The sequence below is a fragment of the Acidiluteibacter ferrifornacis genome, from assembly GCF_009909615.1.
Taxonomy (GTDB): domain Bacteria; phylum Bacteroidota; class Bacteroidia; order Flavobacteriales_E; family Vicingaceae; genus Acidiluteibacter; species Acidiluteibacter ferrifornacis.
On record NZ_WWNE01000005.1, the window covers coordinates 415,842 to 441,492 of the forward strand.

The 25,651-nt window shown below is 33.1% G+C and carries 21 protein-coding genes; 13 read left to right on the forward strand and 8 right to left on the reverse strand.

From position 1 onward, the window contains the following. Positions 1–16: 16 nt before the first annotated feature. Complete coding sequence (locus GQN54_RS06195; RefSeq protein ID WP_160632643.1) at positions 17–1,009, forward strand: hypothetical protein; 993 nt, start codon at positions 17–19, stop codon at positions 1,007–1,009. Between the two features lie 436 nt (positions 1,010–1,445). Further along, positions 1,446–2,729 (forward strand): DUF885 family protein, encoded by a 1,284-nt coding sequence (locus tag GQN54_RS06200; RefSeq protein WP_160632644.1) that lies wholly within the window; start codon positions 1,446–1,448, stop codon positions 2,727–2,729. Between the two features lie 23 nt (positions 2,730–2,752). Here the strand turns inward: GQN54_RS06200 and GQN54_RS06205 are convergent, their stop codons facing one another. Next, positions 2,753–3,634 (reverse strand): helix-turn-helix domain-containing protein, encoded by an 882-nt coding sequence (locus GQN54_RS06205; RefSeq protein ID WP_160632645.1) that lies wholly within the window; start codon positions 3,632–3,634, stop codon positions 2,753–2,755. 135 nt (positions 3,635–3,769) lie between these two features. On the opposite strand from GQN54_RS06205, the gene GQN54_RS06210 reads away from it, so the two are divergent. Genes GQN54_RS06210 through GQN54_RS06225 form a run of 4 tightly spaced genes read left to right on the forward strand, consistent with a single transcriptional unit; the run spans position 3,770 to position 7,919 of the window. Next, positions 3,770–4,873, forward strand: a complete 1,104-nt coding sequence (locus GQN54_RS06210; protein ID WP_160632646.1) for a DUF2911 domain-containing protein — start codon at positions 3,770–3,772, stop codon at positions 4,871–4,873. Positions 4,874–4,883: 10 nt separating this feature from the next. Then, positions 4,884–6,263: an alpha/beta hydrolase family protein gene (locus GQN54_RS06215; protein ID WP_160632647.1), complete on the forward strand. Its 1,380-nt coding sequence runs from the start codon at positions 4,884–4,886 to the stop codon at positions 6,261–6,263. Between the two features lie 44 nt (positions 6,264–6,307). After that, positions 6,308–6,952 (forward strand): hypothetical protein, encoded by a 645-nt coding sequence (locus tag GQN54_RS06220; RefSeq protein WP_160632648.1) that lies wholly within the window; start codon positions 6,308–6,310, stop codon positions 6,950–6,952. Next, positions 6,945–7,919 (forward strand): hypothetical protein, encoded by a 975-nt coding sequence (locus tag GQN54_RS06225; protein WP_160632649.1) that lies wholly within the window; start codon positions 6,945–6,947, stop codon positions 7,917–7,919. The genes GQN54_RS06220 and GQN54_RS06225 overlap by 8 nt, the downstream gene beginning before the upstream one ends. Positions 7,920–8,005: 86 nt before the next feature. On the opposite strand, the gene GQN54_RS06230 is transcribed toward GQN54_RS06225, so the two are convergent. After that, positions 8,006–9,529, reverse strand: a complete 1,524-nt coding sequence (locus GQN54_RS06230) for a S41 family peptidase (protein ID WP_160632650.1) — start codon at positions 9,527–9,529, stop codon at positions 8,006–8,008. A 1,487-nt stretch (positions 9,530–11,016) separates the two neighbouring features. On the opposite strand from GQN54_RS06230, the gene GQN54_RS06235 reads away from it, so the two are divergent. The 7 genes from GQN54_RS06235 (at position 11,017) to GQN54_RS06265 (ending at position 19,547) form a co-directional block, all read left to right on the forward strand. Then, the gene (locus tag GQN54_RS06235; RefSeq protein ID WP_160632651.1) at positions 11,017–11,757 is read left to right on the forward strand and encodes a hypothetical protein; all 741 of its coding nucleotides are present in this window, start codon (positions 11,017–11,019) and stop codon (positions 11,755–11,757) included. A 23-nt stretch (positions 11,758–11,780) separates the two neighbouring features. Then, positions 11,781–12,431: a hypothetical protein gene (locus GQN54_RS06240; protein WP_160632652.1), complete on the forward strand. Its 651-nt coding sequence runs from the start codon at positions 11,781–11,783 to the stop codon at positions 12,429–12,431. A 21-nt stretch (positions 12,432–12,452) separates the two neighbouring features. Beyond that, positions 12,453–14,330 carry a T9SS type A sorting domain-containing protein gene (locus GQN54_RS06245; protein WP_160632653.1) on the forward strand — a complete coding sequence of 626 codons (1,878 nt, stop codon included), beginning with the start codon at positions 12,453–12,455 and terminating at the stop codon, positions 14,328–14,330. Between the two features lie 106 nt (positions 14,331–14,436). Then, the gene (locus tag GQN54_RS06250) at positions 14,437–16,821 is read left to right on the forward strand and encodes a tetratricopeptide repeat protein (protein WP_160632654.1); all 2,385 of its coding nucleotides are present in this window, start codon (positions 14,437–14,439) and stop codon (positions 16,819–16,821) included. Beyond that, a complete protein-coding gene (locus GQN54_RS06255; RefSeq protein WP_160632655.1) occupies positions 16,818–17,438 on the forward strand; it encodes a CAP domain-containing protein in 621 nt (206 codons plus the stop codon). The genes GQN54_RS06250 and GQN54_RS06255 overlap by 4 nt, the downstream gene beginning before the upstream one ends. 83 nt (positions 17,439–17,521) lie before the next feature. Further along, positions 17,522–18,610: an outer membrane protein assembly factor BamB family protein gene (locus tag GQN54_RS06260; protein WP_160632656.1), complete on the forward strand. Its 1,089-nt coding sequence runs from the start codon at positions 17,522–17,524 to the stop codon at positions 18,608–18,610. 7 nt (positions 18,611–18,617) lie between these two features. Next, on the forward strand, positions 18,618–19,547 hold the full coding sequence (locus GQN54_RS06265; RefSeq protein WP_160632657.1) for a hypothetical protein: 930 nt from the start codon (positions 18,618–18,620) through the stop codon (positions 19,545–19,547). A gap of 1,447 nt (positions 19,548–20,994) precedes the next feature. Here the strand turns inward: GQN54_RS06265 and GQN54_RS06270 are convergent. Genes GQN54_RS06270 through GQN54_RS06295 form a run of 6 tightly spaced genes read right to left on the reverse strand, consistent with a single transcriptional unit; the run spans position 20,995 to position 25,565 of the window. Then, positions 20,995–21,792 (reverse strand): cation diffusion facilitator family transporter, encoded by a 798-nt coding sequence (locus GQN54_RS06270; RefSeq protein WP_160632658.1) that lies wholly within the window; start codon positions 21,790–21,792, stop codon positions 20,995–20,997. 5 nt (positions 21,793–21,797) lie between these two features. Then, positions 21,798–22,175 carry a YkvA family protein gene (locus GQN54_RS06275; protein WP_160632659.1) on the reverse strand — a complete coding sequence of 126 codons (378 nt, stop codon included), beginning with the start codon at positions 22,173–22,175 and terminating at the stop codon, positions 21,798–21,800. 2 nt (positions 22,176–22,177) lie between these two features. Further along, positions 22,178–23,050: a cation diffusion facilitator family transporter gene (locus GQN54_RS06280; RefSeq protein ID WP_160632660.1), complete on the reverse strand. Its 873-nt coding sequence runs from the start codon at positions 23,048–23,050 to the stop codon at positions 22,178–22,180. A 2-nt stretch (positions 23,051–23,052) separates the two neighbouring features. Then, on the reverse strand, positions 23,053–23,403 hold the full coding sequence (locus GQN54_RS06285; RefSeq protein ID WP_160632661.1) for a SpoIIAA family protein: 351 nt from the start codon (positions 23,401–23,403) through the stop codon (positions 23,053–23,055). Positions 23,404–23,415: 12 nt separating this feature from the next. Next, entirely contained in the window at positions 23,416–24,303 is an 888-nt protein-coding gene (locus tag GQN54_RS06290; RefSeq protein WP_160632662.1) for a cation diffusion facilitator family transporter, read from the reverse strand. A gap of 47 nt (positions 24,304–24,350) precedes the next feature. Next, positions 24,351–25,565: an efflux RND transporter periplasmic adaptor subunit gene (locus GQN54_RS06295; protein ID WP_160632663.1), complete on the reverse strand. Its 1,215-nt coding sequence runs from the start codon at positions 25,563–25,565 to the stop codon at positions 24,351–24,353. Between the last annotated feature and the right edge of the window lie 86 nt (positions 25,566–25,651).

Below are 25,651 nucleotides of genomic sequence, written 5' to 3' on the forward strand. Positions count from 1 at the left end.
ATCACAAATCAGCATAATGCTAACAATTTCAGACAATTATAAAGCGGTAGTTAAAGACTATCAAAAAGAAGAGTTGAACCGGTTGGGTAATAAAGAGCAAAACATTGCTCGGCTCCAAGAATGCTGTAAAGAACTTCTCTCGAAATTGGCTAAAATTCAATCTAATGGGGGTATGGTTTATTGTATTGTAAATGCCGCAGATTATGGATCTGACCTCTTTTCTTTAACAGCAAAAGCAAAAAATAGCATTGATGATTTGGAACCTATTATTACTGAAATAGATTCAAATATTGATAGTTGTGTAATCAATAGCGAAGGCAGAAAAAGTATTTTCAACACCCCTTCTAATCAATGGCAATTGTTAAACAAAGCCTTTAATCTAGATTTTGAGATCACTTTTTCGCCGGACGGAAAAATGAAAGTAAGTTACGACCCATTAATGCATCCACAAGATGAGCGTCAGCCAATAGGGGAGTCTTACTATTTAGTTGTCCAAAATTGGGACTATGAGCTAACATTGAATAAAGTAGAAAATACATTTAATGATAGTGTTTTTATAAAATTAGAGTCATCCGACAATTCTGCACGAAATACCATTATGATTAATTGGGCCCAGATAAAAACGCTAGATGAAAAATCATTGCAGCTCAACCAGAATTATAGAGCGTATTTATATGTAAAACTGCACAATACCTACAAAAGAGAGGTAAATAATTTTGAAGACTTTTTATCTTTAGGATCGTTTCCATTTTTCATCAACAAGAATTTACAAGCAATCTCACAACTATTGCTGTATCAACAATTCGAAACGTTTAAGTATAAGCTCATTTATTGCACCAACATAACCAATAATTTACTTAATTGGGTGGTACGCAAAAAAGCCGTGAACTCATTAATTTCTGACGAATTAGTGACATTACTTACTAAAAACAAGAAAGAAATGAATGAGTTAAATGCATTAACCGTTGATTGTTTGTATCAGTTGATTCGATTAGAGTGGGTTACATGAGCTATAAGTAGAGTATATTTTCATTTAATTGAGAGGATGGTAAAAGAAAAGTTAATAATTCAAAGGATTATAGACAATCAGTGGCTTTATCCCTATCCTGAAATACTTCAATAAGATAATTTTCAATTATAGCCCAAAAAATACTATTTCCATTTTACAGTAAGACTTTTTATCGATAAGTAGATGAGCTAAATTTATCATTGCTTTTAACTTAAAGTCAGCTCCTTTTATTACAAAGGATTACTCGTTTTAAAAGTTAAGCTTTATTAAATGTAATCAATGATCCCTAATGCAAATCTGATTTTTTTTTATAAAAAGGAAATTAGCAACTTTAACTCCTTAAACTCAATTTTCTCTAACTATGTTTGTAACATCCTTTAGTTTAATTCTTTAAAAGATTTATCTATAAGTCCTTTTAAATTAATAAAACCCACATATGATAAAGATGTTACTACATATATTCTCTATTGTTTTCTCAATAGCTTCTATAGCCCAAGAGTATTCGTTTAAAGCGTTTGAGAAACGTTTTATTCAAGAGTATGAAAACTTAAATATACCACCGATTCGAATTGCTTTCTTGGAAACGCTCGCCGACATCCCTGAACAAGAACAATTGGCAAAGCAAGAGCGATTCTTTAGAAAAGTACTTGAGGAGTATAGAAACTATAATCTTAATGATTTAACTGAAAGTGAAGAATTGAGTTTGGCTATTATTAAATATGAAGCAGAAATAAATTTAATTCGAATTCAACTTTCAAAGGAATGGGATGGAATGCTACCTCAAGAAGATGTTTCAATTATTCAAGTTGATCATGGAAAAGAATGGTATCAGTATCTATTAAATAGGTGGGTAGATCTTGAAGTAAATCCTGATAGTTTATTTGCCTTTGGAAAGCGTGAGGTAGAATTTGTAAAAAGAAAAATGGAAAATATCAGAGAGGAACTTGATTACAGTGCTGAAGACTTTATGCAATACTTAAACGATAGTTCCTTTTTCTTAAATGATGTTGCAGAAATTCAAAGGGAGTTTGAATTAACTCAGCAAAGAATGCGCTTAAAATTTGCAAATCTATTTCCTTTTACTCGTGAAATGGAAGAAGCCAGAATTGCTCAAGGAACTGATTCAAATTTGGCAAATGTCCCAGCTTTTTATAACGAAGGTACCTTTTATTTCAATTACTTTAATCAACCGTTTAACAAAAGACAAATTGAATGGATATATGCTCACGAAGCATTCCCTGGACATCATTACCAAGGGTTTGTCAATGGAAAAGTAAATCGATCAGCATTGCTTGATTTATTTTGGCACCCCAGTTTCGCCGAAGGTTGGGGAGCTTACGTAGAGTATTTGGATATCTACTCAACACCTACGGATGAATATGGAAAGTATGAATGGGACTTGATTCGTTCGGTTCGCGTGGTGCTAGATGTAGGAATCAATTATTACGGTTGGAGTGACAGACAAGCCTTTACTTATTGGAAAACACACATCAAGAATCAAGATCAGGTAGCAAGGCGCGAAATAAGCAGAATGAAACGATGGCCTGCTCAAGTCATAACGTATAAATATGGCGCTCATGAAATGTTGCGCTTATTAGCGAAAGCGAAAGAATCTGAAAACTTCCAATGGATAGATTTTCACCAAAGATTATTGGAAAATGGTGATGTTCCAATTTCCATTTTAAGAGAGAAGTTTGAAAAAGGGTTCATAATGAAATAGGACAATTACAAATCATTATTATTTTAACCACTATGTTTATAAAAGGTTAGGTAACTCCTAAGCTTTTTTCTTAAATTCTTGGCATCAGAATAACCAATTTCATTGGCAATTTCCTGATATGTATAATCTTGTTGGAGTAATTTTTTTGCCTCCTTTAGCTTTAAGTTCAATATGTATTGATAGGGTGACTGTTTGTAAATGGCTTTAAACGATCGAAGAAAATGATACTTTGAAAGACTGCTAAGCTGCGCCAATTCTTGTAAGTCTATGCTTTCAAATTTATGGTCGTGGATATAATCCCTTGTTTTTGAAATTCGTCGGTATAACTCTTCTTTAGTGTGCTTTTTGGCCACCTCCAACTGACCTAGAATCAGCTTTATTTCTTGTTGGTCGTAAGCCAAATGTTCAGCCAGCTTTAAGTAAAAGGCATGCCACCAATTGTCGTCTTTTTCACTTTGGTTTAATAGCATGGGGATGTATTGGTTTAAAAACTTTGAAGTAGCTATAGGTGATAGTAAACGATATTTACTAGTAGTTAGATAAACTGATTCATTATTAAATTCCTGAGTCAACTGTTTTTCTAATGGCTTTCCAAAACCATTAAAAACATCTTGAATCATTGATATTGGCGGATAGATGCAAACACCATTGGTTGGCTCTTTAGATTTTACTGTTGTTTCTATTTGTTGACCTTGACCAATAATTATAAATTCACCTTGATCGAGCTTATAATAAGAATCACTTACTTTATACCTTTCTGCTCCCTTAATGACTAGTTTTATGGAAAGCGGTGCATTGCTCTCCTTCTTCTCAAAAAGAGTTACAGAAGATTCAACACAGTTACTTTCACCCCAATCTTCGAGTACTTGATGATGAAGAACATTAATAAAACATTGCTGATTCATGAAGTAAAGTTATTCCAAATGAGTATTTGAAGTATTTAAAATTGTATAATTGGTGATTGTATTGGTTAAATGGTTTTTTAGCAACATTTACCCCTGTTGCAAAAAGGAGGGTTATTTATTTTGCTTAAAAAAAAGATGAAGCCAATTGTTTTGCTTTGCGCGACTTTATTTTGTTTAAATATCGACGCTCAATTTCATACGTTAACCCTCCCTAAAGCTAGCCCCGAGGCAAAGATAGTTCAACAAATAGGAGTTACTTTTATAGAAGTTAATTATCATAGTCCAGCAGTTAATGGGAGAGATGTATGGAATAATCCTTATATTATCCCTCAGAATGGAAACCCGATACCTTGGCGAGCAGGAGCGAATGAAAACACCATTATTAGTTTTGATACTGATGTGAAAATAGAAGGTCAAGAATTAAAAGCAGGTTCATATGGTTTTCATATTATTCCTAATGGTCATGAGCATACCTTACTTCTAGCTAAACCTGATAATTTGTGGGGTAGTTACTATTTAAACCTTATTACAGATGTGGTACTTCAAGTAAAAGTTAAGGATACTGTTTCTGACTTTTCAGAACGTTTAAAATATGAGGTGATTAACCAAACTGAAAGCACATGCCAATTGGCTTTAAAATGGGCAAACCGCATGATTCCTTTTACCATTGAGGTTGATTTAAAACAAACAACTATAGAAAAATTACGCTATCAGTTAAATGGAGAGAATACCTATCAATGGGAGGCTTGGAATGATGCAGCTTTATGGTGTCTGCATAACAATACTAATTTAGAAGAAGCTTTAACATGGGTAAATCGATCAATTAATGGAGGGTTTGGAGGGTTTGCTGCACATCCAAGCTTTATAAACCTAAGCACGAAACTGGAGATTTTAGATGCTTTGGCAAGAGAAGAAGAGTTCAATAATACAATAAAAAGCCTTAATGAAATAAGGTATTCAGCATCTGAAGCTCATCACATGGCAGTCACTTTGATAAAGCTCAAACAAGATAAAGCAGCGATTAATTTACTCAATCAAGCCATTAAAAAAAATGAAAAGGATTGGGGTATGAGGCTTTATCAAGGAATCGCCTACTATTATTTAGGGAAAAAGTCAGCTTCTACTTCAGCTTTAAAGCAATGTGCAAAAATTTGTCCTGAAGGTTTTAAACCTCGCTTAGAAATGATCAAACAACAAATAATAAAGGATGAGTATCAATTTCCTCAACGAAAATCTTAATCTCACAAAAATGAAAATTATTATAACATTAATTGGAATTACATTACTTAGCTCTTGTCTTTGGGCTCAAGAAACTGGATTAAAACGAAGAGCGGCCTTAGGCTTAAGGCTATCGCAAGTAAATGACTCTATTGCTAGGGCAAACGGACTGGATGAGACCAAAGGAGTATATGTTAGCAATGTACTAAAGGGAACTACTGCAGATAAAGTTGGGATTAAGGAAGCTGACATCATCACACAACTTAATGGAATCAACATTAATTCAACACAAGATATTGTTACTGAAATAGGCCAATACCGAAATGGAGATAAATTAAAGGTGGTTATTTACAGAAATGGCAAAAGATTAGTAGCAAAAGGAATTGCCCATGCAAGACCTATGGAACAATCAGACCTTGCTGAAGTTGTATACAGCAGCGTAAGCTATAAAGGCAATCAATTGAGAACCATACTTCACCATCCAAAGGGAAAGGAAAAAGCGCCGGTAGTTTTCTTCATTCAAGGATACCCTTGCCAATCTATAGACTTGGCCTATTCATCGCAACAACCTACGCGTAAGCTAATCGATGATTGGGTAGCTGCAGGTTATGCAGTGTATCGAATAGAGAAGCCGGGAATGGGCGATAGCAAAAGTGAGAAAAACTGCTTTGACATTAACTTTTTAGAAGAAGTTGAAGTTTTTAGGAACGGTTACATGGACTTGCAAAACAAACCTCAAATAGATGCGGATAATATCTTTCTGTTTGGTCATTCTATTGGTGGAATCGTAGCTCCACTAATTGCTTCAGAATTTAATCCCAAGGGTGTTATGACATACGGAACTTTAGTCAATACTTGGTTTGAGTATATGCAAGAACTTACCCGAGTTCAAGGACTATATTTTAACCGAAGTGATATCGAAATAGAAGCTGATATTCGGAATGCCACACCTTTTTGGTATGAAATGTTAGTGGCTCAAAAATCGAACGAGGAAATATTGCAGAATGTAGAAATCTATAAGTTACTAGAGCAGGAGGGAACCTTAGAAAATTTTAAAAACGGTCAATTTATTCACCGTCATTACACTTATTGGGTGAGTATACAGAACTTGGTATTATCAATGGAATGGGCAAAAGTAAAATCCAAAGTGTTGGCCTTGTACGGTGAATTTGATATAGAAGCATTAAATCCTGACCATATATACGCCATAGAAAGGATAGTAAACCGTCACCACCCAAATCTTGCCAAAGCGAAAGTAATCAAAAATGCAGATCATGGATTCGTAAGATTTAAGTCCATGGATGAGAAGATCGAAGTGATGAATATGGGGCAGTATTGGGACTATATGGCAAACCATTACCATAAGGGAATTGGGGAGACTACCATCAACTGGATGAGCCAATTGAAATAGTGTTGAAGTTTATATTCATATGCAATCTTAGTTTTGTTGCTCTTATGAGTAAAGCTCAAGAGTGTATTGTTGGGCAATACCAAGAAGTTTTTCTAAACCTAGCAGAATCGGATAGGGTAATTCAATTTAGAAAGGATGGCTCTTTTACTTATGAAGAATGGGATGACACGGGAGACTACTTTGGTATGGGGTCTTTTTACATAAAAAGAGATTCACTTTTCTTAAACTTTCAGCAAATTAGAAAGCAAGAAGATGCAGTAAAAATAGTGGCTCAAGAAAACCAAGATACAGTTTCCTCAATTCTGATTCACAATACCTACTTTAGAGGTGAACTTTGGCCATTTAACTACAGAATTTTGCAAGGTGATTCTTTAATTGAAAGAGGAAAAAGTGATCTCTTGGGAAACGCTTTTTTTAAATTAAAAGTCAATCAAATTATTGATATAGTGGTTTATTCTTCTAATTCAAAGTCAATATTGCAACAGCCTGTACAATTTAAAGTAGATGCTACTCCAAAGAACCAAGACTTTGTTATTTTATTAAATGTATTGCCTAAAAACACACAATTTATTCAGGATATTGTGAAAGCTTGCCCGATAAAAAGATACCGAAGTGGCCGAAGGTTCTATATTAAAGAAAACCAAGCTTGGAAGAAGTTTAAGAAAAATGGAATAGTTTACAGTGAATAAATTAATTATAACCCTTATTTATAGTAGTTTATGCTTTAACATAATTGCAGATGAAGCCCCTTATAAAATGCATGAACTACTTCTAAAAACCAATTTAGTTGCTCATGTTCAACTAAGTGCTTCGGAGGATGATTTTTTTAGACTTGAAGTTTTATCCGTTTTGCATCGAAAGCAAAGTGGCATAACAGAAGGAGATTATTTGAAAGTAAAGCATGATTTTAATGTTGTTTGTCCACCGAGCTTTCCTAAGCAGTTTGTAATTGAAAAGAAGAAGGCTCTAGCCTTTTTGACTTATCATAAAGGGCAGTGGCATTTAACTCAAGGTGAAATTGTCTTCCTTAAAAATGATACAGCTGAGTTTGATTTTTATGAAGAAGGATATGTATACAGCGCTCCAATTTCTGAATGGAAGAAATCAATTACAGAATACCACCAACACTTTACTTTAAATCAAGAAGGAAAAGTGATGCCTAAGCTTAAATCAACCGATTATCAGTCGAATAAGCATACCGCACTTACTCAGCTACAGTATATTTCTCTCAATCTTATGAAACGTAATTCCCTTGTAAATTATCCTAATTTACAAGAAATTGACCTAGTTTCGGAGGTAGAATTTGTAGAAAAGCAAATACCGGATCAAAATAGAATATACCTTTTTGCAGCAAAGCCTTCCATTACGGATTCCATACAGTTGCTCATTCAACAAGATCTACTGGCTCAACTTGAAAAAATATTACCTGGCTTTAGGGAAAAAGGGATCTACGGCAGTAACTTTTATTCATTGGTTATCGAAAAAGATGGGCGCATATCCAAAGTTGAGATCAATCGTGTGATTGACAATGCTATAGGCGAAGAGATTGAGCGATATTTTATCAATCACAATCAATGGAAGGCAGCATTGAATGAAAAAGGCGAAAAGATTCGCTATAAACAAAGAATGGTACTGAAAATAGAACCTAAAAAATAAATAGTATGAAAAGGTATTCTGTTATGAAAATCACTTAGAATCTAGAATATCAACTGGTTAAATTCAATTAATGGCCTACTGAGCGACTATTGAAGTTCATAGGTGTTCCCAAACCACTCTAGTTTAGTTAAACGACTTTTACCATCCTGCTTTTCATAAATAAAGATGAGCTGAGGAATATCCGAGGAGAGCACACCTGTTTTAGAATGATAAAGTTCAGTGTGTAATTCAAAAAAGCTTCTCAATTTCTTCTTTACTTCAGCATAGAGTTTGCCATCTTCCTGGTATATTTTAAGCTTGTATCCTTCTACTTTGTATTTGCCAACTAACTTATTTTGAGTGCTTAAATCTGGTTTCTGCTTTTCATAAGATATTAGATTATACTCCTTAATAGCTTTTAACCAAGGATCGTGTTTAGCGAGATAATTATCAAAAGTATAATTTATGCTAATCTGAGGCTGAATCGTTTTTCTATTGTCAAATTTAAAAGAGGTTGGCCAAAACAATTTAGTTAATTGCACTTCTAGCTTCGAACTAGGAAGAGTTATCGTTACCCGATCGCCAACCGTATTGGGGCCTTCACCCGTTGGTTCACCGATTAGAGTAGCTTTGGTATTCAATTGTAGAACTGAGGTAAACTCGAGCAATACTCCTTTTGTGCTGCGACTTGTTAAGACAAAGAGTTTGCCTTTTTGGTTAATGGTCTTCGATTCTCTTAAAAGAGCAGTTAAATCATTCAACATAAAACCGTTTCCACCACCTCCGTAACGATTATCTATTATTACCTTTTCGACTTTCCCGCTTTTAATTCGGGCTTCAATTTCTTTTACAAAATCTGAAAATGAGTTGCCCTCTTTTTGATCTTCAATAGCTTTTAATTGAACGAAGAGGCTTTTACCATCATCCCAAAACTCCATCCAATAATTTTCCTGCTCATGATTGCTTTGGCTATCTGCTAAACCCACTTGACTAGCAAGCGTTCGCTCTAATTTGAGGTAGGAAGACAAGTCCCCAAAAGAAACGCTTTTAGAAATGCCGGAGGAGGTGAGTAAATCGACTTCCTCCTCTTTTTCAATCGCCCCAGTCCATTTAAGAAAGCTAGGGAGCTGGCTATACAAACTAAATTGATATCGTTGATAATAAATATTATCAGCGGGAATAACCGTTTGAAGCTTTTGGAATAACTCATCAACTTTGTAATGCCCAATTTTCTCAATCTTCTCTCCAATTAAGTCTTCGTATGGTTGGCTAGCATCACAAATATAGAGTCCATCAGAGAAGAAGTAAGTTTTTAAAGGTAGAATAGGAGAGGAGAGAAACTCTTGAAAGGGGTAAATAAAGCAATCGTTGTCATTTGTTAACACTAGTAATGACATAATTTCAACTGACATTTCATGTATTGAAAGAGAAGGCGCTTCTGACTTTAGTCGTGCCAGCGTTGTATTAAAATCGTTTTCATTTATACGGTCTTTGGCATTTGGAAAGATCGAGTAAATTTGAGTTTTCAAAAATTCTAAATCAGTGTTCCAATCAATCGTTTTGTTTGGTTTTTGGGCAATTACACTAAAATTTATCATTATCATTAGAAAACTGGCAGTTATTGTCTTCATTTTTTAAGGTAAATAATTGAAACGATATGCATAAACGTTATAGGGTCTAATTTTAATTCTAAATTACTCTATATTGACTGTCAATTGAAAAGAGTTTAGGTTAAACGGTTTATAAGATTGATAAGCATATGTCAAGTCTTTTCGAATGAATCTGAGATTACAATTTGAAGGTATAAAGTCAGTGTCCTAAATTCAGCAATAGATTATCAAATTTGTATGGAATTAATAAATCTATTTAACATAATAATGAACATTTTTTTCATTTGCTTAGTTAACAAAGTTCGATCCGTAACAGCAGAATAATTAGCTGGAGAGGTATGACCAAGTCATCAATACAAATCTGCAGGAACTAATCAAAAGATCTGTTTTAAAATAGGGACAAAATACATCCATAAAGAATTAACAGGTTGGGCAGAAATCATTTTTGTAATGGAGAATAAACACAAAAAAGAACTGATCAAATTGTTTGGTTCCAGTTTTAGTAAAAAGATTAAGGTGCTTGATATTAAAGATCATTATGTATACGGTGACACAAATCTCAAGAAAATCCTTCAGCAGAAATTAAAACCATATTTATAAGTCAAGTTCCTGAGCGTATTTGAAATTTTACATGCAATTGGCCAGAATATTTAATTCTCGGATGGTGAGCTGTAAATCTCTTAAGACCTCAGAATACTCGGTGCGGCAAATAAAAGCTATCGATATCGGACTGATGCTTCGGCTATGCTCAGCAGTACAGTCCGAGAACTGCTTTTGTGTGGTATAAATTAAATCTGCTTAAACGCCCGTAAATCCCTTAACATAATATCTATCGATATAGAACAAACTATTGTTTGTCGCAATATCTGATATTATGTATATATTCCGCTAATTGCTGAACTACAGAATATCCATTAATATTTTGTCACATTGAGCGAAGTCGAAATGTGTCTTATAATGTACTGCGTTATTTTACTTAGCTTAGGACTTTAAGTATTTTTTCTTTTAAGAGGGGAGAAAAATTTTATCAAAACAAACTCGTAAAGGTTGAAAATTTGAGACCGCTTCTGGGCAAATTTTTAACTTTTACATACCCCTTTCTTTTTTGCGAGAAATGGGTAAAGTGCAATTGATGACAGTTAGCAATGCTAGCGTAATTAAATTGTGCTATACTTATTTAGAAGCAGCGTGAGGGATAGAAGCAAATTACCATGTAATGCGGATAGCCCGACCTTAAGGACACGCCCCAATAATTTAAGTTTGGCTTACCGTAGTAAGTTAAATAAGTTTATTCGACACTGTTTTAAACAGTAAAAAAATATAAGCAAACACAGGAACGATACAGTAAATGTTTTTAGCACAGGTTGTTAACATTCTAAAAAATAGATTCTTATCTAGTTTCAATCCTATTTTACTCAATATTGAGTAAACTTTCTTTTTGGAATTGTTTATATTTTTAAGTGAACAACCAATTATCAATTGATTAATCACTTAAGCAATATACAATTATGAAGAAAGCACTAGTATTATTAAAGCTAATATTAACGGTTATTATTAGTAATGCTCAACAAGAAGTTGTTTCAAATGGCTGTTTTAACATGTTAGCTAAGTCAAAAATTACTACAGATGGAGCAGTTTATGAAACATGGCTAAATAACAATTGTAACAACATTGCATTTTTAGAAGATGCGAATTATAAAATAAAATTTGAGTACAGAAAAGACGATGGTAAAAAAGCTAGATATCCATCAAGTTTGAATTTTAAACACAACATCTTTTTGGCTCCAAATTCGAGTATAAGTTCGTCTGAAGTTAAAAGATGGAATGGTACTAATCGTACTTTTATTTCTGTTTATAACGAGTCTGGGGGTATAAATATTGGCCCAAATTTTGAACCATCTAACAATCTTCCGCAAGGATATTTAGAGCAAAACGCTTTAGTGGATAGTGCCAAAGTTTTAATAGACGCTAAGCAAGGAGTAAATTTTTACTTACAAATTACCTATAACTATTGGCGATATGGATTAGATAGGGCTGTTGTAACCTTAATAGCAGAAAATACTACATCTAATAAGTTTAAAGAAGGCTATGAAATAGATTATTCTATTAATTTTTATGGCAAAGAGTATTCGGGTTCATTAGCTATAAAAAAAGTAAACCCCAATAGCACTAATGAAGAAAAAAATAAATTGCCGGTCGTATTTAACTTTACTCCACAAGCATATTATAAAATAATCAATTCATTTTAACTAACCATTCAAATAACATACTAATGAAAACGATTCTCTTACAACTTATTGTTTATTTATATTGCTTTACACTAAATAGTCAAGACGATAAGGATTACGGAAAGGCAGATCTTGAGTTTTGGCAAATGGACAGTTATTACACCATGGTTGATGGTGAAATGAAAGAAAAAAGTTATGAAAAGCAATACGAAAAAAATGTAGTATTTACAGCAAGTGATTACGAACATTGGTACAATGAAGAAAGGCAAGTCTATTACCATATCATTCAGTTAACACATCACTCCGAAGAAGTGCGTAGCGGAAACCAAAACCTGTTAATCGACCGTAGAATTCGCATTATAGTTCCCGATCAACTGTGGAAAGTTGGCAGCACTTTTACAGTTGATATAGCCGGAGCACCAAACTACCCTCAAGATGGTGCATGGGCAAGTTTTGGAGTTAGTAACCCGGATCCCGCATCATCCATGTATGGAGAAACAGCATGGTCTTATTGGGGAAAGTATATGGACAATGGAGGAAAAATGGGACAATTAGTAATTACAAAAAATGATGAAAAAGCAATTTCAGGAACATTTTATTTTGAAGCAGGATTTAACGGTTGGAAAGAAAACAGACCGGAATTTAAAAATGCCAAAATTACCAATGCCTCTTTTAATGTTTATTTAGATAAATAATATCACTAAAAACTTATAATCATGAAAAAAACATTGATAATATTTTTATTTTACATCACTTCATTACAAGCTCAAGTCCCAACCTTTGAATGGGCAGCCTCTATGGGAGGGTTAAGTAGTGCTGATCGTGGTTCTTCTATAGCAGTAGATGCTTCAGGAAATGTTTACACAACAGGAATATTTGAAGGAACTGTTGATTTTGATCCAGGGACAGGGGTCTTTAATCTTACTTCAGCAGGGAACTATGATATTTTTATCCAAAAATTAGATGCTTCTGGCAATTTTATTTGGGCAAAAAGAATTGGAGGAAGTGGATATGATAATGGTTTAGAGATAGTTGTGGGGTCTTCTGGAAATATCTTCTGTGTAGGAGAATTTCAAGGAACTGTGGATTTTAATCCGGGAACAGGCACGTATAATCTTACAGCACAAGGAGGATATAATATATTTATTTTAAAATTAACTAGTTTCGGAGATTTTGTGTGGGCAAAAAGTATGAAAGGTTATGGACATCCTGGTTCTGTTATTGTAGATGCCTCAGACAATATATACACAACAGGGAGTTTTCAAGATACTGTGGATTTTAATCCGGGAACGGGTGTGTATAATTTAACATCTAATGGAAGTAGTGATATATTTATTTCTAAATTAAACAGTTCAGGCAATTTTATTTGGGCGAAAAGTATGGGAGGGAATGGAATTGATGGTTCCCAATCAATAACTTTAGATGGAATGGGGAATGTATATATATCAGGTTTGTATGAAGGAGTTGTAGATTTTGATCCAGGAATAAACACTTACAACCTAACATCCAATGGATATTCTGATGTTTTTATTTGTAAATTAGATGTTAATGGAAATTTTTTATGGGCAAAAAGTGTGGGAAGTAGTGTGTATTATGATGAATCAAGGTCATTGGTCTCAGATGTTCAAGGAAATTTATATATAGGAGGGACATTTTATGGAACTGTTGATTTTGATCCTGGAGTGAGTATTTATAATTTAACATCAAATGCTTTTGATGATATATTTATTTTAAAATTAAATAGTTCTGGAGATTTCGTATGGGTAAAAAGTATAGGAGGAGGTTCTAGCGAACATATAAATTCAATGGCATTGGATACATCGGGAAATGTTTATGCAACAGGCGAGTATTCTCTTACCGTTGATTTTAACCCTAATGCCGGAACATATAATTTAACATCTAATGGAGGTTATGATATATTTATTTTAAAATTAAATAGTTCTGGAGGTTTTGTTTGGGCAAAAAGTATAGGAGGAACGGGATTTGATAATGGATTTTCCTTAACTACCGATATTCATGGTAATTTATATACCACAGGAGTTTTTAGCGAAACAGTAGATTTTGACCCAGGTATAGGAACTTATGGACTTACCTCCAATGGAGGCGGGGATATTTTTGTTTCAAAATTTAGTCAATGTATAATTAATACCACAATCACAGATAATTCACCATACTTAACCGCCAATGCAACTAACGCAAGCTATAAATGGTTAGATTGTGATAATAATTATACCATAATACCAGGAGCAACTAACCAAACATTTGTAGCAACTGCCAATGGAAATTATGCTGTTGAAGTTACTCAAAATAATTGTACAGATACTTCATTATGTGTTAATGTTACAGGAGTTGGAATAAATAAATTAAGCAATAAAAATGAAATTACTGTTTATCCCAACCCAAGTAACGGTATTTTTATAGTAGAACAACCTGTTGTTGCGTCAAGCTCTTACATTGTTGTTGACTTATCCGGAAAAATAATCCTACAAAACACAATAACAAGCACACGTGAAGTAATAGATTTATCAGCATACAGCAAGGGAGTTTATTTTCTAAGAGTAGGAGCCGATGTGTTTAAATTGTTAAAGCATTAACACCTGTAAAAGCTGAAATTATAATGATAACTAAATAGTTATATTTGTAAGGCAACTTAAATTTATATATGTGAACAGAGCAAACATCATATTGTTAAATTATTTGTTGATAGTATTATTATGTTTTTATTTTAAACCAACAATAGCTCAAAATAATAAAATCGATTCTTTATGGAGCGAGTGGAAAAATGATACCAATTCCGATACATTAAAACTAAAGGCATTAACTGATTTTATAAAACAAAAATACAGGGTGTTGAACCCCGATAGTGCTTTATACTACGCTAAAATAGGATGTGACTTTGCCAAAAAGAAACAATTAAAAAAAGAGTTAGCAGCTTTTTTAAGCATCAAGGGAAATGCCTATAAACTTAAAACAGATTATACAAAAGCACTAAAAAAATTTTTTGAAGCAGTTGAGTTGAATGAGAAGATAGGAGACAAGTATGCAAAAGCAAACTACCTAAGTGAAATAGCTAATATTTATTTAATTCAAGACAATTATTCTGAAGCGTTTGCTTATTATTTTAGTGTATTAAAAATGAATGAAGAGTTGGGAATTGATAGTAATCAATCTATTCCTTTAGGAGGAATAGGAAGTGTTTTTTTTGGATTAGGAAACTATGATAAAGCTTTTGAATATAGTTCTAAGGCATTAAGTGTGGCTGAAAAATACAATAATAAAAGAGAAATATATGTAAACCTTTGTAATATAGGAAATGTGTTTGCCCAAAAAAGCAACTACACCAAAACAATTGAGTATCATTTAAAAGCACTTGACATACTTAAAAAATTAGGAGACAAAAGAAATGAAATCATACTCCTTACTAATATTGGAACGAGTCAACGAGAATTAAACAACAATACTGAAGCACTAAAGTATTATAAATTGGCATTAAGTTTAGCTGAAGAATTAAACGACATAAGAGGCAAGACATTGGTATTAGAACACTTAGGATGGTTTTATAAATCTATTTCTGATTACAAAAATGCAGAAAAGCATTTTCTACTATTAGAAAACATAAGTGAACAATCCAAATTAGACCTTCGATTACAAAACGCTTGTTATGGATTGACAGAAGTTTATAAATCAACCAACAGAATTCAACTGGCTTTTAGTTATTATCAAAAATACATTTTGCTTAAAGATAAAATACAAGGAGAAGATGATTACAAAGCAACTGTACAACAAGAATTGCAGTACGAGTATGAAAAACAAGCAGCCATAGACAGTCTGGCGAATGCCAAAGAAATAAAAATAAAAGAAGCCGAAATAGCCCAACAAAAAGCAGAAGTAAAAGCCCAACGAAATCAGCAATATGCTTTATATGGAGGTGTAGGTTTGTTGCTTGTTTTTGGTGGTATTATGTATAACCGCTTCCGAGTAACTAACACGCAAAAAAACATTATAGCAGAACAAAAGAAAGAAGTTGATATCCAAAAAATTGAAGCAGAAACCCAACGAGACATTGCCCAAAAAGAACATGCCGAAGCCGAAAAACAAAAACTATTAGTAGAGGAAAAGAATCAGGAGATAATGGACTCCATACAATATGCCAAGCGATTGCAAGATGCCATACTACCTCCTCAACGAATAGTGAAAGAATATTTAGAACAATCATTTATTCTGTTTCAACCTAAAGAAATAGTATCGGGCGATTTTTATTGGATGGAGGTAAAAAATGAGTTAACCATGTTTGCCGTAGCCGATTGTACGGGTTATGGAGTTCCCGGAGCAATGGTAAGTGTAGTTTGTGCCAACGCACTGAACAAATCGGTAAACGAATTAAACTGTAAAAATCCGGCAGATATCTTAAATAAAACACGAGAATTGGTAGTAGAAACCTTTACCAAAACAGGCAACAAAGAACAAATAAAAGATGGCATGGATATTAGTTTATGTGTATTAAACGAAGTAACAGGCGTGTTACAATGGAGTGGTGCCAACAATCCGCTATGGATATACAGAGAAAAAAACAAAGAAATAGAAGTAATAAAGCCAGACAACCAGTCAGTAGGTTTTGATGACAGGTTATTGCCATTCAGTTTTCATGAAATTAAATTACAAAACAAAGATGCCATCTATTTATTTTCTGATGGTTATGCCGATCAGTTTGGAGGCGAAAAAGGAAAGAAATTCAAATCGGTTCAGTTTAAAAACCTGATAATGCAAATAGCTGAAAAGACTATGGACGACCAAAAACAAGAATTACTGGATGTATTTGAGAAATGGAAAGGAAATTTAGAACAAATAGATGATGTAAGCATCATAGGCGTTCGGTTTGAGAAAGAAAACGAATGCCCTTTTACCCGCAGAGAACTGGAAATAATTGTAGAGTTAAATAAAGGATTATCAAGCAAAGAAATAGCTGAAAGATTACATCTATCATCTAACACTGTTGATACTCACAGAAGAAGAATTATAAGTAAAACTGAGTTAAAAAGTACAGCTCAAGTGGTCAACTATTGTAAACAAAATAATTGGATATGATTTATAAAATATTATTATTGACAATGTTGTTGTACTCAAGCGTACTAAATGCCCAGGTTGATGCCAAACCACTTAATTATTTTTCTCAAGAAGAAATAGACTTAGCCAACACCGCTATTAGTGCTGATTATATGAGTTATCAAGAGAAAAAAGCATTCATGTGGATGAATTTGGCAAGAATGCAACCTCAAAAATTTATTGAAGTAGTAGTGTTTTTTGCCGAACAAGAATATGGTAGTGCTTACAAAAGTAATCGATACGTAAAATCCTTACTTAAAGAATTAAACAAACTTAAACCGCTTCATGCTCTTCAACCAAATGAAACAATGTTTAAGTCTGCCAAATGTTGGGCAATAGAAGCAGGAAAGCTGGGAAGAATAGGACACAATAGAAAAAATTGCAAAAAAATACATGATGCAGAATGCTGTGGCTATGCTGATGAAAACTCAGGGTTTTATCATTTAGTTAGTTTGTTAATTGATGATGAGGTAGCTGACTTAGGACACAGAATTATACTTTTATCTGATCAATATTATTTCGCAGGAATATCGATACAACCACACAAAATATATGGAAAAAATATAGTAATAAACTTTAGTAGAACTGAAAAATTATAAAAAACGAATTGCCGATTAACGGATATATCAAACCTATCAATATGATTTTCTGGCATTTCATCTAACAATTAAAAAAAGAACAGATGAAAACAACCATTTTAACAGCCATTATGGCATTAATAACCCTTTTTAGTTATGGGCAAAACAATGTAGTTACACTATATGATGCAATACCAACCTATAACGCAGTAATTTATAACTCAGATGTATATATTCCTGTAGGTAAGGAAAGGTATAACATTGAAGAATATCAAGCATTTAATATAGGAGAGCCGTATGCAAAAGGGAAGTATAAATTTCCATTTTTAGAAAAAGGAAAACCTTTATTTGACGGAAAAGAGTTTGCTTATATACATTCAAGCGGAAAGCTGAGTAAATACAATCTTAAAACAGGCGAATACGTATGGGAATCAGCGTATAAGAATTCCGAATGGGCTGCTCAAACCCCACCAAAAGATTTAAGCGAAAAATATATCGGAGTGGGTGTTAGCGACCGAGTAGCAGTTTTTAACAAAGAAACCGGAGAGCTTTTAATTCAAGTATCAGGTAAAGGAATTTCAGAAGGATTTTCCTTGTCGGGAGATGAAATACTAATTGTTAGTAACTACAACGGCAAAAACATAGCTTATGACATTAAAACCGGAAAGGAATTATGGAGCAAAAAAGTAGGATATACCGGAGGTTTTGGAAGCACAACAGAAGGAGATAAAATTTATTTACCATCTTTTGAGCCTTATCTATTTTGTTTGGATAAAATAACAGGCAGAGAAATATGGAAAATAGATATGAAAAATCTTTCTAATGGCTGTGGCTCTGGATTTTCTACTCCTCCATATATTGTAGGAGATTATTTATATACCATACACAGAGATAAAGGAATTTTTAAATTTGATAAAAACACAGGGAAAGAAATATTAAATATCAATGAATTTGGTGAAGTAGTAGGAGATTTAGTACCCTACAAAAACTATTTTTTATTCATAGATGTAAGTACTCTTTATGTTTTTTCACCCGATAAAGATGAGATAATTCAATCTGTTGAGTTACCCATAAATGTTCGAGCAAATTTAGAAGTTGTAGGGGATTTTGGTATTATTACCAATTATAATTTTGATGAAGAACCCTACCAAAAAGGAGTAATGACTATAAATTTAACATCACTTATAAAATAAAAACACCATGCAAACTAAATCTTTTATACTACTATTTAATTTATTCTTTTTTCAAATAGCTTTTCCGCAAACAGCAGAAGAATTAATCTTAGAATTTAAAATAGAAGAACGTGAAGAATACCACTTTGATAATTATGTTGATGAAATAGAAACTTTTGAGGAAGACCCAGAAACGCTTGAGTTTTCACATGCAATAGCATATACGATTTTAGAGTTTTCTATAGATGCCGAAAAAGAAGTCGTTTCCAAAAATAATTTGTATTCCGTTCCATTAATTTTAAAACAACATACCGAAGATGGAAGCATCATAGCGTTTGATGGATTTTATGCCAATTTTGCTAAAAGCAATAATAAAGTTGAGTTGGTAAACCTTTCTCCTCCCACCACGCATTATTTTTCTAAAAATAAAGAAGGACTATTTGTATTACACCGACTTCAATACAGTTATGTAAATCATCTTCCCAACCAATATCACCAACAACTTACTACTACTTATAACAACCAAGAAATTGAAACACATTATTCCAATCTATTAAATGAGTATATGAGCTTAATGGATTCTAATTACCTTTATTTAGATGGACAAGAATTTACAGACACGCTTGTGTTGGAGTTCTTTGTTGAAAATAGTTTTGAGCGAAAATTTAACCACGAGGATAAAATTATCCACCAACATGTAAAAGCTTATAACGACCTAGAAAACTTACAATATTGGGGTAACTTATTTGAAATGACCGAGGATTTTTCGCTAAACGCACAATCAAGAGAAAAACAAGAAAAACTAGTGGCACAAGATTTTATTTTGGTGTTTAAATACGATAACTCTTTTCCAAAACCAATTTTTGAGTTAATAAAAATTATTCCACCAACGAGACTTGAATGGAAATCAATTACTGAAACAAAATATTTACTGCAATTGGATATGAAAGAAAAATAATTTTCTACCAAAACTAAAATAATAGAAAATACAGGAATATTAAAAATCATTTTTAAATAAAGCCTAGAAATTAAACAATTTGTTATTACAAAGTCTCTTTCTAAACATAGATTAGATTCTTATTTTTTTAATAAATGCCTTTCATTTTGTTTTTTTCTAGTATGTCTATTACTTATTCTTTATGGTTGTTATATATGGAATTTGCTAACCGAATTAAATAATTAAAATAGAGAATCTTTAAACATTATGTTAAATAGAGCGTAAGCCAGAAAGAAATGCGGGCAAGCGTGGGCTGTGAAACGTGAGTTCACGAACACCCGAAAACAATAAGAAACAGTGAGCTAATGGACAAATGCTTAGTAATACATTAAAGGCGTTTACGTTTTTCTTCGCCTAAGTGGAGGAACTACTTTAATAGTAGTACTTGCATTTGTACAGAGAGCATTGCAGCATATTTCTTTCTTGATTTTTTGGTTCGTTTTGCATCAAGGCAAAATGAACATATAATTAACGCCAGTGAACGCAGCATAGAAAAATGCGAAACGAGTTTACGAGTTCATGAATACCGCTAAAAAACAATAATAATGACATGAATAAATAAAGCCTTAAAATTATTAAGGCAAACGTATTTTTTATGCAAGTGAAATACCAACATAAAATTTTTGATCGAGGGCAAAAGAATAAATATTTAAAGATGTATTGGCAGAAGCGGCTGGATTTGTGCTTAAAATTTTTTGTTATTTCCAAACAAAAATATTTTATAAGCAAATAACGTTGCTGTGCGGCTATTTAGCATAACGACTAATTATAAGGACAAAATGATATACCGCTTAAAAAACTAAGCTTCCTGAGAATCGCGTATTTTTAAATTATAGTACAATCGTCTTGCATAACGAGAATAAAAAAGGGTGGCTTGTGTGAGCTATTTACTTTGCTGCCATAAGCAAAGCAAGTTGAGATTTAGTATTTGTTGGTTTTGCTGAAAGCAAAGCTTACAAAAGCTTAAATGAGACGCAGACATAATATCCATTATAGCCTGCCTGCCGAGCGGTGGCCATTGCAACAGCAGGCAGGTTGACAAAAGCATAGAGTTATATATTCCTTTAGAATACGTGCTGTATTTTCCTTAACATAATCGCTATCGTTATCGAACTAAAGTCCGAGAACTAATATTATGTGTAAATACTCGCAAAAACTCGTATTACGGAAATTACTACTTTTGTCCTATAATGTACTGCGTTATGTTAAATAACGCAGCCTTAAAATTTTGGCGGGCTTTTTCTCTCTTAAAAACTCCAAAAGCATGACAAAATTTTTATGCGGGGCTTGGTTTAATTTCTTTTTAAAAAGGAGGGAAGGTTTTTCTCTTTTATCATGTGTTAGCATGGAATACTTTTTTGACGCAGCATAGCGGAGACAAAAGTGTATGGAATAGGGGAGGAATAATCTATTTGCTTAACTTCAATATCCTAAAAGCTCCTTTAACTACAATTGCAAAAATGATTAACCCTATAACTAAATCAGGATATTTACTTTGAGTAAAGTAAACTAAAACACCTGCTACAATTACTCCTGTATTAATTATTATATCATTAGAGGTAAAAATGGCGGATGCTTGCATGTGGGCTTCCTTACTTTTTGATTTTTGAATTAAATACAAACAAACCGAATTTGCGATAAGAGCAAGAATTGAAATGCCTATCATTTCTTTAAATTCAGGAGTAACAGAGCTAACAAATACTCTTCTGAACAATTCAGCTAACCCTATAATTGCCAACAAAATTTGAAAATAACCACTCCACTTAGCTACTTTCTTCTTTCTTATTAAAGTTCTACCAACCGCCATTAGGCTCATTGCGTAGACTAACGAATCTGCCAACATATCTAAGGAGTCGGCAATTAAACCCATAGAGTTTGATAACCAACCATAGAGTAACTCAATGATGAAGAACGCAAAATTGATGATTAGAACTACCCACAGCATTTTTCGTTCATTATGATCTGAATTATTAACCACTTCATAATTTACATTCTCACCTTCTGAAGTGAGTGTTGTTCCCAATTTTAAATCTTCTAAACTATCTAAGATTTCCGAAGATTCAATTGAATGGATTACTGCTAAAGTCCGATTGGGAATATCAAAATTGAGCTGCTTGATGCCCTCTAAACTTTCCAATTTCATCCGAATCATTTGTTCTTCAGATGGACAAACCATTTGGGTTATATTAAAAGTTGACTTTTTCATTTTCCTTAGTAGTACTTGCAATAAAAAAGAAACCCCATTCCTATCCAAATAGCCAAAACGATTAATACTCCATAAAGGCTTTTCTTTTTATTCCACTTATACTTTTCTGCCTTCTTCTTGGAGGTTTCAATTACAGCTTTTGGAATAGTTTTAATTGAGAAATAGATTCCTATTGGCAAAATTAAAAGATCATCCAATAACCCTAAAATAGGAATAAAATCAGGTATTAAATCAATTGGACTTAATGCATAAGCAAGCGTTAGAAATATTAAAAATTTGGAATAAGTAGGAATTCTTGAATCAGAATAACTAAGGTGTAGAATCAATAATTGATGCTTTATACGTTTTATAAATTCGTTAACTTTTTCTTTTAGTTTTATCATTCTTAATCTAATCCACAAGTTTCCTTATCCAATTCAGTTTCTACCGTACAATGCTCAAAGTGGTAAGGCTTTAATTTGTTTTTAATTTCAGTTTTAACTGTTAGAAGCTGCGCTAAATCAGAAATATGTTTCAATTTTAAATGTGTGCTAAATACGTGGTGTTCGCCTTCTTGTGACCAAATATGAGTGTGATGGATAGAATCCACATTTTTAATTTGTATTAATTCCTCTTCAATTTTATCTATGCTTATATCATCAGGTACACCTTGCAGAAAAATGGTTAGGGTTTCTTTCAATCGTTTTACCACATTGAATAAAATGTAAGCGGTAATAAAAAGAGATAATGCAGGGTCTAAATAAGGAGATTCATAAAATTTTAATACAATGGCTACAATTAAGACTGCTGCCCATCCTAAAACATCTTCTAACAAATGCCACGAAACTACCTTCTCGTTTAGTGTTTTTCCTGAACTCATTTTCCAAGCTGCATAACCGTTAACGGCAACACCAATAATTCCAAATACGATCATTCCGTTTGCATCTGATAGTTCAGGCTCAATTAAACGTTGAATGGCTTCATAAATCACATAGACTGAACCACCAATTAGCACCAAAGAATTTATTAAGGCTCCTAACAATGAAAAGCGTTTGAAACCGAAACTGAATTGCTTATTTCCTTCTTGCTTCGACTTCTTATCTAAATACCAAGAGATACCCAAGGAGATACTATCGCCCAAATCATGTACAGCGTCTGAAATAATGGCAACACTATTCACGTAAAGCCCGCCAAAAATTTCAAAGATGGTAAAGCCAATATTCAATAAAAAGGCAGTTCTTAGGTTTTTGCCCGATTGATTTCCGTGATTATGTCCCATAATTACTCTTTTATCCAATTCTTAGCTTTTGAAACATGACTTTCCTTAAAATACCGGATGTCGGCATTTGTAAAAGGTTTCATCAGCTCAGTCATAACTTCTTGCCAATCCGAATGGCCTACAATTGCTATTTTGTTGAACTTTTCTTTGTTTTTTATATCAAATTTAACATCTCTCCAAAAGGCACTCAACGACCATCCTTTAAAATCCTTCATCTGAAAAAGCCAATTGATGTGTTTGTGAATTGTGATTTTTTCCCTCAATAGCGGCAATAACTGATCGTAATCTTTATCTGTCAATTTATCTGTTGCTATTGTATAAATATTTTCTTTTCCTGTTGTAATTTTTATCATTGGTTTAAATTTTTAATTCGTATTTGGTTCAATGTGAATATGAACATTTAATATTTGAGGAACGCTTTCAATAATTTTGTCTTTCACTTCATGAGCAATTTCATGGCCATCTTCTACAGTTAATTTGCCATTTACCCATAAGTGCATATCTATTTGATAGAAAGAACCCATCTTTCTTGAATGACATTGTTCTACTTTAAAAACCTGTGGATTTTTTTTCGCTATTGTTTTTATTTTGTCATGCAATTCAACACCCATAGCTTCGTCGAGCAATTCGCCTACAGCAGATCTGCCAATTCCAAAAGCATGGTAGATAATGAATAATGCAGCAAATAAAGCTGCCCAATCATCAGCAACTTCATATCCTTTACCACCAATTATTGCAATGAAAATTCCTATAAAAGCTGCAATGGAAGTAATTGCATCTGACCGATGATGAATCGCATCTGCTTTCAGTATTTCACTATTCGATTGTTTAGCTTTTTTTAATACAAAGCGATACATAATTTCTTTGCCAAAAATTACAAAAATTAAGATCAATAAGGTAAAAGGTGCAGGTATTTTATGCGGGTTTTGGATGTGTTGAATGCTCTCTTTTACAATGAAAAATGCAGCGGTTAATAAAGCCAATGAAATGAATAATGCAACTAAAGCCTCAATTTTACCATGACCATAGGGATGGTTTTCATCGGCAGGTTTAGCCGACCATTTTAACCCCACCAATAAAAGGGAAGAAGTTACAATATCAGTTGCAGATTCAATCGCATCGGCAATTAAGGCATACGAATGCCCAAAAATCCCACCAAGTAATTTTATAATAGCCAATAATGTACTCACTACAATTCCAATAATTGTCGTCTTAATGCCAACTTTTGAAACTTTAGCGGAATTATTACTCATAAGGCATTGTCATTAATTTTACTTTTAAAATTGAACAATAATATTTTTTAATGGCTATGTTCAGCTTCTCCCTTTTGCATTTCGGCTAAAATATAGTAAGCATTATTCCAAGCTACCTTCGTTGATTTTGGGATTACTTCAAGCGGTTTTATTTCTGTCCATCCATCGCTTGTAAGTCCTGCAATAACTTCAATCGGAGTAAACTCCCATTCATCTTCAGATTCTTTCTTTGCAGAAAAAATATAATCTTTACCATTGTCTCTTATCACTGCGGCTTCGGGCAATGCCATTCCCATAGAATCAGCGGTTAATATTTTTCCTCGAACATACATTCCGGGTAAAAGCAAGCCACTTTTATTTTCTATTTCTGCATGAATGTGAATGGCTTTAGGATTTTGCTCAAAATTCTTTCCAACCGAGTAAACAGAAGCGTTTAACTCTTTTTCGATAGATTCTACCTTAAACCTAATTTTTTGCCCTTCCTGAACCTTTGCAATATCCTTTTCAAACACCATAAAATCAGCATGAATGTGTTCTAAATTCACAATCTCAAAAAGTTCCGTTTGTGGAGTAACGTATTGTCCTGTTTTAATTTCTACCAATCGAACATAACCTTCAATAGGAGAACGAACCGCTATTTGTTCGATTATTTTACCATTTTTAACTGAGGTTGTTGAAATTCCTAAGAGCTTCAACTGTGCAGCTAAACCATTAACCAAGGATTTTTTTGACTGATAGTCAGACTTTATGCGTTGTAATTCTTTGCCGGAGCCTACCTTCTCATCATAAAGCTTTTGTTGTCGATTGAACTCTAGCTCTAAATATTGTAATTCATTCCAATTGCTGTTGTAATTGCTTTGTAATTGAATTAATTCGGGATGATTGATATAAGCTAAAACTTGACCTTTTTCAACTTTGTCGCCTTCAATCACTTTAATGGAGCTTATGTTTGCTCCAATAATAGCTGTAACACTTGCTTCATTTTGCGGTGGAACTTCCAATTGTCCGTTGGTTTCTACATAGGCAGCCACACTTCGTTGAGGAATGGTATCTATTTTAATTTCCAATGCATTAAACTGAGTAATGGAAAAATGAACTCCCTTATCTTCCTCATGATTCTTTTTCTCAGCCATTTCTCCATGACTTTCTTCTCCGTCATGGTCATGTCCATGGTTGTTTTCTTGATTTTCCGAACTTCCGCAAGCAATTAAACCAAATAGGAAAAAGACTGCGAATAATTTATTTATATATATTGTTTTCATCTCTTTATATTTTATTTTTGTCAACTTCGACTCCGCTCAGTCTGACAAAAGCATTTCTTAATAATTTTTAATTCTACATTTCTCAT